The organism is Kytococcus aerolatus, assembly GCF_900187395.1.
In the GTDB taxonomy this organism is placed as follows: Bacteria; Actinomycetota; Actinomycetes; order Actinomycetales; family Dermatophilaceae; genus Kytococcus; species Kytococcus aerolatus.
Window position 1 is genome coordinate 858,452 of sequence record NZ_FYEZ01000001.1, and the last position, 12,159, is coordinate 870,610.

The 12,159-nt window shown below is 72.8% G+C and carries 9 protein-coding genes; 4 read left to right on the forward strand and 5 right to left on the reverse strand.

All coding sequences use genetic code 11. The features are described from left to right. Window positions 1-66 precede the first annotated feature (66 nt). From CFT82_RS04055 to htpX, 3 genes are all read right to left on the reverse strand, one after another. Window positions 67-726 (reverse strand): YdcF family protein, encoded by a 660-nt coding sequence (locus tag CFT82_RS04055; protein WP_088817752.1) that lies wholly within the window; start codon window positions 724-726, stop codon window positions 67-69. Beyond that, a complete protein-coding gene (gene pepN, locus CFT82_RS04060; protein WP_088817753.1) occupies window positions 723-3,248 on the reverse strand; it encodes an aminopeptidase N in 2,526 nt (841 codons plus the stop codon). The genes CFT82_RS04055 and pepN overlap by 4 nt, the downstream gene beginning before the upstream one ends. A gap of 82 nt (window positions 3,249-3,330) precedes the next feature. Next, window positions 3,331-4,191: a zinc metalloprotease HtpX gene (htpX, locus tag CFT82_RS04065; RefSeq protein ID WP_088818315.1), complete on the reverse strand. Its 861-nt coding sequence runs from the start codon at window positions 4,189-4,191 to the stop codon at window positions 3,331-3,333. 78 nt (window positions 4,192-4,269) lie between these two features. Here htpX and CFT82_RS04070 point away from each other — a divergent pair, with 78 nt between their 5' ends. From CFT82_RS04070 to CFT82_RS04080, 3 genes are all read left to right on the forward strand, one after another. Further along, the gene (locus tag CFT82_RS04070; protein WP_234994258.1) at window positions 4,270-5,700 is read left to right on the forward strand and encodes an MFS transporter; all 1,431 of its coding nucleotides are present in this window, start codon (window positions 4,270-4,272) and stop codon (window positions 5,698-5,700) included. Beyond that, the gene (rarD, locus tag CFT82_RS04075) at window positions 5,697-6,650 is read left to right on the forward strand and encodes an EamA family transporter RarD (RefSeq protein WP_088817754.1); all 954 of its coding nucleotides are present in this window, start codon (window positions 5,697-5,699) and stop codon (window positions 6,648-6,650) included. Before CFT82_RS04070 ends, rarD begins: the two co-directional genes overlap by 4 nt. A 144-nt stretch (window positions 6,651-6,794) precedes the next feature. Continuing rightward, window positions 6,795-8,864, forward strand: a complete 2,070-nt coding sequence (locus CFT82_RS04080; protein ID WP_088817755.1) for a PhoX family protein — start codon at window positions 6,795-6,797, stop codon at window positions 8,862-8,864. 120 nt (window positions 8,865-8,984) lie between these two features. Here the strand turns inward: CFT82_RS04080 and CFT82_RS04085 are convergent, their stop codons facing one another. After that, the gene (locus CFT82_RS04085) at window positions 8,985-9,992 is read right to left on the reverse strand and encodes a polyprenyl synthetase family protein (RefSeq protein ID WP_088818317.1); all 1,008 of its coding nucleotides are present in this window, start codon (window positions 9,990-9,992) and stop codon (window positions 8,985-8,987) included. Window positions 9,993-10,038: 46 nt separating this feature from the next. Then, the gene (locus CFT82_RS04090) at window positions 10,039-10,734 is read right to left on the reverse strand and encodes a demethylmenaquinone methyltransferase (protein WP_088817756.1); all 696 of its coding nucleotides are present in this window, start codon (window positions 10,732-10,734) and stop codon (window positions 10,039-10,041) included. Window positions 10,735-10,791: 57 nt separating this feature from the next. On the opposite strand from CFT82_RS04090, the gene CFT82_RS04095 reads away from it, so the two are divergent. Beyond that, the gene (locus CFT82_RS04095; RefSeq protein WP_088817757.1) at window positions 10,792-12,156 is read left to right on the forward strand and encodes an isochorismate synthase; all 1,365 of its coding nucleotides are present in this window, start codon (window positions 10,792-10,794) and stop codon (window positions 12,154-12,156) included. Window positions 12,157-12,159 lie beyond the last annotated feature (3 nt).

Below are 12,159 nucleotides of genomic sequence, written 5' to 3' on the forward strand. Positions count from 1 at the left end.
CAGCGCGGGTACGTGCGAGGGCCCCGGGTGATCGCCCGGGGCCCTCGCTTCGCCTCGCCCGACGGCTCAGTCCGTCGGCGTCCCGGCGATGCGGGAGGCCGGCACCCCGGGGTCGGTGAACCCGTACTTCAGGCCCATCCCCACCTCGAACACCGCCGAACGCAGCGCCGGCCCGGGGTACTCGAACCACCGGTGGTCGTCGGCCCGCACGAGGCGCTCGGCCAGGTCAGGCCGCAGCTGCTGGACGTGACGACGGGCCCGCAGCCCGTGGAAGGCGTCGCTCACGAGCGCGATCTCGTCGCAGTCCCCCACCAGCGGCAGGCTGTTGCGCACGTTCTCGAAGGTCGTGGAGGCCGTCTCCTCCAGGAGCACCTCGTCGGCCCGCAGGCCGAGCCGCTGCGCGTGCTCGGCCATCACCGCCGCCTCCGATCGGTCACACTCCGTCGCCGTGCTCCCGGCCCAGCCGGTGAAGACGGCCCGCACCGGACCGGGGTGCGCGGCCGCGGTCCGCACCGCGTTGAGGCAGCGCTGGTGCTGCAGCCCGTGGACCTTCCCGCCACGCGCGCTCGGGCGCCCGAGGACGATCATCCCCAGCCGCCCGGCTCCCTGCGGCTCCTGCGCCGCTGTGCGGTGGGCGATCGCCTGCGCGATCTCGCCGGGCAGCGCCACGGCCATGACGCCAGCCCGCGCCAACGCCCCGCCCATCCCCTTCGCCGGGGTGCTCATGCGCCGTACACCTGCTGCGAGCGCAGGATCTCCCCCAGCACCGAGCGCTGGTCGACCATGCTGCGGCGGACGGCCGGGGAGACGGTGTCACCGGCCAGCACCGCGTCGACCGCCTCGGCGGTGGCCGCGGTGGGGACCTGCAGCGGGAAGGCCAGCTGCGCCACCCGGGCCAGCGCGTCCTCGCCGAGGACCCCGGAGAGCGCCGGGATCTCCTGGAGGTAGCGCTCCACGTAGGGCGCCAGGAGCTCGGCCCCACCGGAGGCCCAGAAGCCCTGCGCGAGGCTGTTGCGCTCGTAGTTGGAGCGGCCCGACTCCCGCCCGGCCAGCTCGCCCCAGGCCCAGTCCTTGCTCTCGGTGTCCGGCTGGGCGGCCCGTGCCTGCAGGGCGGCCAGGCGGCCACTCAGCGATCCGTCGTGCTCGGCCATCAGCTCCAGCTCCCCGTCGAGGGCGCCCAGCTCGGCCAGGCGGCGCACCGCCAGCCAGCGGAAGTCGTCGTCCTCCTCCAGCCCCGCCGGGAGCTCCGCGCCACGGGCCCAGGGGCGGATCGCCTCCGCCTCGATGGCCACCTGCGCGATCGTGCGCGCCGCCAGCCAGGCCGTCGAGCTGCCCTCCTCGGCCGAGTCCAGCCGCGCACGGGCGGCCTGCTCCACGGCTGCCTCCCGGGACCGGCGGTCGGTGACCGGGACCATGCGCCCGATCGTGCGCAGCGTGTACATGCTGCTCAGGGTGAGGATCGAGGCGTCGGTCTCCACCGGGAAGGCCTCGGCGAAGAGGGCGACCTGCTGACGCGGGTCCATCCGTGCCTCGGCGACCGCGTCGACCACCGCGGCCCAGAGCATCGCCCGGGTGCCCGGGTCGGTCACCTGCGGCAGCTGGGTCGGCAACGTGCGGAGCGAGTCCTCGTCGAGGACGGCCGTCGCCCAGGTGGTGTCGGCCGCGTTGGGCACCACCAGCCGGGGCACCGGCCGCCCCACGAGCTCCGGCAGCTCGGTCCGGTCCCCCTCGACCTCCACGTCCACCGACCAGGCCCGGTCGCCGTCGGTCCAACCCGTCACGGTCAGCGCGTGCGGCCGGTTCGGCGCCTCCCCCTCGACACCCTGCGGCTGTTCGCGCACCAGGGTGGCGGTCTCGACGACCGGCATCCCCTCGGCGTCGTCGGTGGTCGTGAGCTCCACCGAGAGCCGGTCCAGCCCCGCCGTCTCCAGCCAGGCCGCCGCCCAGGCGTCCACGTCCCGGCCCGAGGCCGCCGCCATCGAGCCCAGGAAGTCGGCCAGCGTGGCGTTGCCGTAGGAGTGCCGGGTCAGGTGGTCGCGGACGCCGGCCACGAAGGCCTCGTCCCCCATCCACGCGATGAGCTGCCGCAGCGCGGAGGCCCCCTTGGCATAGCTGATGCCGTCGAAGTTCTGCAGGGCGGTGTCACCGTCCGGCGCGGGCGCCCCGGCCACCGGGTGGGTCGAGGGCGAGCGCTCGGCCGCGTACCCCCACGGCTTGCGGGCGATGCCGAAGTCCACCCAGGCCTCGGTGAACTCGGTGGCGTCCACCAGCGCCCGGTGCGCCATGTACTCGGCGAAGGACTCGTTGAGCCACAGGTCGTCCCACCACACCGGGGTCACGAGGTCCCCGAACCACATGTGGGCCATCTCGTGGGCGATGGTGTTCGAGCGGCTCAGCAGGCTGGCCCGGCTGATGGCCCCGCGGAAGAGGTACTGGTCGCGGAAGGTCACGCAGCCGGGGTTCTCCATCGCCCCGGCGTTGAACTCCGGCACGAAGACCTGGTGGTACTCGCCGAAGGGGTAGTCGATGCCGAAGAGCTCGTGGAAGTAGCTCATGCACTGCCGGGTGATCTCGAACATCTGCGGCGCCTGCGCGTCGAGCTCGGCCTCCAGCGAGGCGCGCCCGTGGATCACCAGCGGCACCCGCTGGCCCTCCGGGCCGGTCCAGGCGTCCGTCCGCGAGACGTACGGCCCGGCGCACACGGTGACGAAGTAGGTCGAGAGCGGCTTGGTGGTGGCCAGCCGCCACTGGCCGTCCCCCTCGTGGACCGGGTCGCCGTTGCCGGTGACGACCCACTCCTCCGGAACCCGGACGCTCACGTCGTAGGGCGCCTTGAGGTCCGGCTGGTCGAAGCAGGCGAAGACCTTCGGTGCCGCGTCGAGGAAGAGGTGCCCGTAGACGTACTCGGCCTGGTCGGCCGGGTCCACCGAGCGGTGGAGCCCCTGCCCGTCGTTGCTGAAGGGCATCGTCGCGCGGACGACGAGGGTGTTGCGTCCCTCGCGCGGGGTGATCGGCAGCCGGCCGTCGGCCGCCAGGGCCGGGTCGAGCACCTCGTCGTCGAGCTCGACCTCGTGGACGTCGACGGCCTTGAGGTCCACGAAGGTGGGCGTGGCCGAGGAGGCGTGGAAGACGATCTCGGTGAGCGACTCGAAGGTCGCGCTGTCGGTCGTCAGGTCCAGCTCGACCCGCATCGACTCCACGTCGATGAGGTCTGCACGGGCGATGGCTTCGTCACGGGTCAGCGGCATGCGCCCCATCCTGCACCCCGGTACCGGCCCCCGTCACCCGTGGCACGGTGATCATGCCCGGGACGGGGGGCGGCGCAGCCGCTCAGAGGTGACCGAGGGCCCGGGCCTGCGCCTCGAGCCGGGCCACGCGGGCGTCGGTCGAGGGGTGGGTGGAGAAGAGCTGCGAGACGTCCCCGGCCCGGAAGGGGTTGGCGATCATCATGTGGCTCACCGTCTCCACCTGCGGCTCCGGTCGCAGCGGGCGGGCCCGGACGCCTGACTCGATCTTCCGCAGGGCGCTGGCCAGGGCCAGCGGGTCCCCGGTGAGGGCAGCCCCGTCCTCGTCGGCGTCGTACTCGCGGGTCCGCCCGATGGCCAGCTGGATGACGCTGGCGGCGACCGGGGCGAGGAAGACCATCGCCAGCATGACCAGCGGGTTCGGCCGCTCCTGGTTGCCGCCCCCGAAGAACATGAGCATCTGCGCCACCGAGGTGATGACACCGGCGATCGCCGCGGCCACCGACGAGGTGAGGATGTCGCGGTTGTAGACGTGCATCAGCTCGTGGCCCAGCACCCCGCGCAGCTCGCGCTCGTCGAGCAGCTCGAGGATGCCGGTGGTGCAGCAGACCGCCGCGTTCCGCGGGTTGCGCCCGGTGGCGAAGGCGTTGGGCGCGCTGGTGGGCGAGACGTAGAGGCGCGGCATCGGCTGTCCGGCGGCGGTGGAGAGCTCGTGCACGATCCGGTACATCGCCGGGGCCTCCACCGGGGAGACCTCGCGCGCCCGCATCGACCGGATCGCCAGCTTGTCGGAGTTCCAGTAGCTCCAGAAGGTCGTCACGACACTCAGCAGGGCGAAGAACCAGATGTAGCGGCCACCCCCGACGACCGCTCCCATGCCGAGCAGCAGGGCCCAGATGAGGGAGAAGAGCAGGACTGTCTTGAGTCCGTTGAAGTGCGAGCGCATGACCTGCATCATGACACTCCCCCGGGGGTTCCGGGAGCGCTCGGGCACCTCCCGGAGCACCGGTCCTAGACTGCGGCGGTGACGACCTCGCCCGCCCCCGCGCCCCCGGCCGCGGACGCGCGCGCCGACGGTCGCCTCCTGGCGGTCCTGCTCGTCCCCCTCTTCATGGCCCTGCTGGCCGTCTCGGTGGTCAACGTCGCCCTGGCCCCGATCGGGCACTCCCTGGAGGCCGACGACAGCGCCCTGCAGTGGGTCGTCTCCGGGTACGCGCTGGCCTTCGGCGTGTTCCTGGTCCCCGCCGGCCGCCTCGGTGACCTCATGGGACGGCGCCCCCTCTTCCAGCTGGGCGTGGCGGTGTTCACCCTCGGCTCGCTGGGTGCCGCCCTGGCCCCGACGGTCGAGCTGCTCAACGCGGCACGCCTCCTGCAGGGGCTGGGCTCCGGACTCATCAACCCGCAGACGATCGGCCTCATCCAGGCCCACTTCCGCGGTCAGGCCCGGGCCCGGGCCTTCGCCACGATGGCCACCACCGTGGCCCTGGCCACCGCCTTCGGGCCGGTCGTGGGCGGGCTGCTCATCCAGCTCCTCGGGGACGAGCTGGGCTGGCGGTGGATGTTCGCCCTCAACGTGCCCCTGGGCCTCGTGACCCTCGCCCTCGCCCGCCGATGGGTGCCCGAGGACCGGGTGCGCACCGGCGGGTTCCCGGACATCGACCCGGTCGGGACCGTCCTGCTCGCCCTGAGCACGCTGGCGTTCATGTGGCCGTTCGTGGAGCGTTCCGGGTCCAGCTGGTGGCTCCTGCTCCCGGCGGCCGCGCTGACCGGCTCCTTCGTCCTCTGGGAGCGCCGCTACCGCCGGCGGGGCGGGCACCCGGTCGTGGACCTGGACATGTTCCGGAGCCGGGCCTTCCGCAACGGCATCGCGATCGTCTCCATCCACTTCCTGGGGGCCACGAGCATCTTCCTGGTGATCCCCCTGTGGCTCCAGATGCACCTGGGGCACGGTGCGCTGGCCGCCGCGCTGGCCCTGCTCCCGGCCTCGGTGGGTTCCGGCTTCTCCGCCCAGGTCGCAGGACGGCACGTCCTGCGGATGGGGCGACGGCTGGTGATCGGGGGTTTCCTCGTGGTGATCACCGCCCTCCTCCTGCTGGTGCTCCTCGTCCCGCTCATCGAGTCCGGGCAGCTCCCCTGGTGGACGGTCTGCCTCTCCACCCTCCTCATCGGCCTCGGTCAGGGGTCGGTCGTGAGCCCGAACACCACCCTCACCCTGCAGGCGATGGACAGCCGGCAGGGCGGCGTGGCCGGCGGACTCATGTCCCTGGGGCAGCGTCTCGGCACCGCGGTGGGAACCGCCCTGGTACCGGGCGTGCTCTTCGCGCTCGTGGGGGCCGAGGCCGGCTGGACGGACGCCTTCCGTGCCACCCTGCTGACCATCGTGGCCCTCACCCTGGCGGCCACCGCCCTCAGCGTCCTGGACCTGCGCCGCGAACGACAGGAGCGTCACGCATGAACCCGCAGCAGAGCCCCGGTGTGGTCTTCGGCTTCCTCGCCTACCTCCTCTGGGGCGCCTTCCCGCTGTACTTCATGATGCTGGCGCCGGCCGGCCCCTGGGAGATCCTCGGCCACCGCGTGGTGTGGTCCCTCCTCTTCTGTCTCGTGGTGCTCATGGCCCTCGGCCGGCTGGGGGACCTCGCCGAGCTGGCGCGGGACCGGCGGCGGGCCTGGCTCATGGCGGCGGCGGGCCTGACCATCGGCGTGAACTGGACGGTCTACGTGGCCGCGGTGACCACCGGCCACGTCACCGAGGCCGCCCTGGGCTACTTCCTCAACCCGCTGGCGACCATCGTGCTGGGGGTCGTGCTCCTGCGGGAGCGGCTGCGCCCGCTGCAGTGGCTGGCCGTCGGCATCGCCGGCGTCGCCGCGGCCTACCTGACCCTCGACTACGGCGAGCCGCCGTGGATCTCGCTGGCGCTGGCCCTGAGCTTCGCCACCTACGGCCTGCTCAAGAAGCGGGTGGGGGCGAGCGTCTCGGCCCTGCAGTCCCTGACCGCCGAGACGATCGCGCTGCTGCCGATCGCCCTGGGGATCCTGACCTGGCTGGCCCTCTCGCCCCCCGGCTCGACGACGACCCACCAGACCTTCGCCGGGCACGGCTGGGGGCACGCGCTCTGGCTGGTCTCGGCCGGCGTGGCCACCGCGATCCCCCTCCTGCTCTTCGCCGCTGCCGCCTCCCGGGTGACCCTCGTGACCATCGGGATGCTGCAGTTCCTCACCCCGGTCCTCCAACTGCTGGTCGGGGTCCTGCTCATGGGCGAGACGATGCCGGCCAGCCGCTGGGCCGGCTTCACCCTGGTGTGGATCGCCCTGGCCCTGCTGGTGGTCGACATGGTGCGTGCCGCCGGACAGCGGCGGCGCCACGACCGGCTCGCCCGAGCCGCCGGGGGAAGCTCGGGCTCCTGAGGCACCGGTACCCCGGACGGCCACGTGGTGGACACCCGGCGTTCACCTCCACACCACCGACGGGCCACCTCGTGCCCCTAGGTTCGAGAGGCGGCCTGTCCCGTGTGCCGCACCACCACCACTCGAACCCCTGCGGAGGACCCCATGCGCAACGAGAAGCGCCGTTTCCTGCCGATCCTCAACCAGCCGCTGACCGGCGGCCGTTCGGCCATGACCTGCAAGTACCGCTGCGCCGACCAGTGCTCGCAGCCGGTCCCGAACCCGTCCGACAACGCCTACTTCGGTGACGTCGTCGCCGAGGGTGCCTCGCGTCGTTCCGTGCTCGTCGCCGGTGGCCTGGGTCTCGCGGCCGCCGCTGCCGCGGGCACCGCCAACATGCCGTCCGCCCGCGCCGCCAACGTGCAGGCCGAGGGTGCCGAGATCCTGGGCTTCGAGGGCATCGCCCCGACCCCGGCAGACGTGGACGCCGTGAAGGTGCCCGCCGGCTTCGAGTGGAACGCCACCTCCTACTGGGGCCAGCCGCTGAAGGCCGGCGCCCCCGAGCTCGACTTCGAGAACCAGACCGAGGCCGCCCAGAAGGAGCAGGTCGGCTACAACGCCGACTTCGTCACCGTCATCCCGACCGGTGACAACACCGCCATCCTCGGCTTCAACAACGAGTACGTGAACCCCGAGCTCATGTGGCAGTCCGTCGCCGACGGCGAGGACATGACCGACGAGCAGATCAAGGTCACCATGGCCGCCCACGGCCTGACCATCATCGGCCTGAAGCGCAAGGACGCCGACTCGTTCTACGAGCACGACCTGAGCTCCCCGGTGAACCGCCGCATCCACATGCACACCGAGTTCGCCATCTCCGGCCCGGCCGCCGGCCACGAGCTCATGAAGACGTCCGCCGACCCGACCGGCACCGTCGCCTACGGCACCAACAACAACTGCGCCGGTGGCCTGACCCCCTGGGGCACCATCATCTCCGGCGAGGAGAACTGGCACGGCTACTTCGCCTCCGCCGGCGCCCCGGCCGAGATGGCCGAGGAGATCGAGCGCTACGGCATGGGCGAGGAGGGCCGCTTCCAGTGGGAGAAGGTCGAGGACCGCTTCTCCATGGCCGCCGAGCCCAACGAGACCCACCGCTTCGGCTACATCGTCGAGATCGACCCGGCCGACCCGACCTCCACCCCGGTGAAGCACACCGCCCTGGGTCGCTTCAAGCACGAGGGCGGCAACACCATCATCGCCGCCGACGGCCACGCCGTGACCTACATGGGTGACGACGAGCGCTTCGAGTACGTCTACAAGTTCGTCTCGAAGGACAAGTACGTCGAGGGCGACAAGAAGCACAACATGACCCTCCTCTCCGAGGGTGACCTCTACGTCGCCACCTTCACCGGTGACGGCTTCGAGGACGGCGTCTGCGACGGCACCGGTGTCTGGAAGCCGCTGGTCAAGGACGGCAAGTCCATGGTCGACGGCATGTCCGTGGCCGAGGTCCTCATCTTCACCCGCATGGCCGCCGACAAGGTCGGCGCCACGAAGATGGACCGCCCGGAGGACGTGGAGCCGAACCCGGTCAACGGCCGCATCTACGCCGCCATGACCAACAACTCCAAGCGCTCCCCCTCCGAGATCGACGAGCCGAACCCGCGCGCCGAGAACAAGCACGGCCACATCGTCGAGATCGCCGAGGCCGGCGGCGACCACACCGCCACCGAGTTCCAGTGGGCCCTGGTGCTCATCGCCGGTGACCCCAACGACCCGGACACCTACTTCGCGGGCTACGACAAGTCGCAGGTCGCCCCGATCTCCTGCCCGGACAACGTGGCCTTCGACTCCAAGGGCAACCTGTGGATCGCCACCGACGGCATGCCCGGCACCCTGGGCCACTGCGACGCGCTCTACATCATGCCGGTGGACGGCGAGGACCGCGGCAAGCTGCAGCAGTTCCTCTCGGTGCCCGCCGGCGCCGAGTGCTGCGGCCCCTGGATCGGTTACGACGGCACCTCGGTGTTCATCGCCGTCCAGCACCCGGGCGAGGTCGACGACGCCTCCCCGGCCAACCCGGTCTCGAAGTTCCCCTACGACGGTCTCGGCCAGCCGCGCCCGGGCGTCGTCGAGGTGAAGCGCCAGGGTGGCGGCCCGGTCATCGACACCGGTGTCACCAACTCCTCGGCCTTCACCCAGGCCCAGGCCCAGGTCGGCGGCATGCTCCGCTGACCCCCCGGTCCGACACCGGAGGCCCCGTCCCCTCGTGGGGGCGGGGCCTCCGGGCATCCCGGGGAGGAACGCAGAAGGGGGCGCGCCCGCAGGCGCGCCCCCTTCTGCGTCGTGCGGGTGTCACACCACGCGGTCGGCCACCGCGTGGACGAGATCACGCAGCGCCTCGGGCACCTCGCCCTCACCGAGGGGCTCCAGCAGCTCGATCGTGCGCCGGGCGTACTCCTGGGTGTACGCCCGGGCCTCGGCCATGGCCGGGTGAGCGCGCAGCAGCTCCAGCGCCTCGTCCAGGTCCTCCTCGGCCACCGGCCCGGCCAGCAGCTCGCGCAGGCGGGCCCCCTCCGGGTCCGTGCTTCGACGGGCGAAGAGCACCGGGAGGGTCGCCTTCCCCTCGCGCAGGTCGGTACCCGGGGTCTTCCCGGAGGTCTCGGCCTCCGCGGCGACGTCGAGCAGGTCGTCGGCCAGCTGGAAGACCACACCGAGACGCTGCCCGTACTCCCCGACGAGCTCGATCGTCGCGTCGTCGCAGCCGGAGAACATCGCCCCGTAACGAGCCGCGGTCGAGACGAGGATGCCGGTCTTGTCACCCAGCACACCCAGCAGGTACTCCACCGGGTCGACACCCTCCGGCACCGGACGGTCGTCGCGGATCTGGCCCGCACAGAGCCGGACGAAGGTCTGGGCCTGCAGCCGGACCGCCTCGGGTCCCAGGTGGGAGACGAGCTCGGAGGAGCGTCCGAAGAGCAGGTCCCCCACGACGACGGCGGTACCCGTGCCGAAGCGGGCGTTGGCACTCGCGACACCGCGCCGCAGGTCGGCCTCGTCCATGACGTCGTCGTGGTACAGCGAGGCGAGGTGGACCAGCTCGACGGCGGCGGCCGCCTGCACCACCTCCGGGGTGACACCCCGCCCCAGGTGCGCCACGAGCAAGGTGAGCTGCGGGCGGAAGCGCTTGCCGCCGGCGTTCAGCAGGTGCGCCGAGGCCTCGGCGATGAAGGGGTCGTCGTGGGACACCACGTCCTGCAGCAGTACGTCGACCTGCTCCAGGCCGGTCTCGACGCCGCGGGCGGCATCGGGGCAGGTGTTCTCCACGGTGGGACCTCGCTGGGACTCGGGGGGATGGTTCATGGTCGACGGGGCCCGGTCGCCGGACCCCACCGCCGAGTGCTCAGTATCACCCGCGGCGGCGCGCGGTGTGCAACGCGACGATGCCACCGGTCAGGTTCCGGTGGTGCACCTCCGACCACCCGGCACCCTCCACGAGGGCGCGGACGCCCTCCTGGTCGGGCCAGGCGGTGATGGACTCGGCCAGGTAGTCGTAGCTCTCGGGGTTGGAGGAGACCACGCCGGCCACGCGGGGCAGGGCCCGGGTGAGGTAGGCGTCGTAGGCCTTCCGGAAGGTCGGGTTGGTCGGCGTCGAGAACTCGCAGAGCACCAGGCGGCCGCCCCGGCGGGTGACCCGGGCCATCTCGCGCAGGGCCACCGCGGGGTCGGCGACGTTGCGCAGGGCGAAGCTGATGGTCACGACGTCGAAGGAGGCGTCCTCGAAGGGCAGGTCCATCGCGTCGGCGTGGGTGAAGGGCAGGTCCGGGCGGCGGCGGCGCCCCTCGGCGAGCATGCCCTCGGAGAAGTCGGCGGGCACCACGTCGGCGCCGGCGTCGGCCAGCGGCTCGCTGGAGGTACCGGTGCCGGCACCCAGGTCGAGGATCCGCATGCCGGGACGCGGGGCGATCTCCCGGGTCACGGCCCGGCGCCACAGGCGCGACTGACCACCGGAGAGCACGTCGTTCGTCAGGTCGTACCGGGCAGCCACCTCGTCGAACATCGACGAGACGTGCGAGGGGTCCTTGGCGAGGCTGGCGCGACTCATGGGGTCCAGTCTCCCACCCGGTCGCTGGCGCGGAGAGGGTGGCTACTCTCGGCCCCGATGAGCCACCCGACGCAGCCCTCGACCCCACCCTCGACGCCGGCTCTCCCGCCCACCTCGGGCGAGCCGGCGCTGCGGGCGGTGACCAGCCTCCACCCCGCCGACGAGATCGACCTCGTCCGGCTGCTGCCCCACGGCCCGGCCACGGAGCTCGTCGCCTGGGTGCGCGGGGGCGAGGGCATGGTCGGCTGGGGGCGCGCCCTGGAGCTGAGCGCCACCGGACCGGGGCGCTGGGCGGAGCTGGCCGACCGATGGCGGGAGGTGACCGACGCCTCCACCGACGAGGGGTCCGCGGGGGCACCTCGGGGTGCCGGGCTCGTGGCCTGGGTCTCGGCGGCGTTCAGCGACGACTCCCCGGCCGGCTCGACGCTCGTTGTGCCCCGGACCGTCGTCGGGGTGCACGAGGGGGTGGCGTGGGTGACCCGCATCGAGCAGCTCTCCCCCGGCGTGGTGTCGGAGGACGTCCCGTCCACCGGCACCACGGGAGCCACGGGAGCCGATGCCCTGCCCCGGGAGGGCACCCCGCCGGTCGCCCCGCGGGGGCTGCGGGAGGCCCCGGGACTCACCCCGGACGAGGGCTGGGAGGAGGTCGTCGCCGCAGGCATCGACGCCGTGCGGGGCGGACGGGCCGAGAAGGTGGTGCTGGCCCGCGACGTGCTCGCCACCGCCGCCGAGCCGCTCGACCTCCGGTGGCTGCTGCAGCGCTTCGCCGCCGGGTATCCCGACACGTGGACCTTCGCCGTGGACGGGCTGGTGGGCGCGACGCCCGAGATGCTCGTGCGCCTCGACGGCGGCCGGGTCTTCAGCCGGGTGCTGGCCGGGACCATCCCCCGGGAAGCGGGCGCCGGGCAGGACCAGCGGGTCGCCGACGGCCTGCTCCACAGCACGAAGGACCTGGCCGAGCACGCCTTCGCCGTGGAGTCCGTGGTGGAGCGGCTCGCCCCGCTGTGCACGACCGTGGAAGCGCCGGGCACGCCCTCCGTGCTCCCGCTGCCCAACGTCTTCCACCTCTCCAGCGACGTGGACGGCCGGGTGCGGCCGGGCACCACGGTGCTGGAGCTGGCCGGGGCGCTGCACCCCTCCGCAGCGGTCGGGGGCACGCCCCGGGAGGCCGCCCTGGAGCTCATCACCGAGCTGGAGGGACGCGACCGGGATCGCTACGCCGCCCCGGTGGGCTGGGTGGACGCCGCGGGCGACGGGGACATGGGGCTGGCCCTGCGCTGCGGCCGGGTGCTCGAGGAGGACCCGGCCACCCTCCGCCTCTGGGCCGGCGGCGGGATCATGGCCGACTCCGACCCCCGCACCGAGTGGGTGGAGACCGGCGCCAAGCTCGCCCCGATGCGCTGGGCCCTCGGCACGGACTGACCC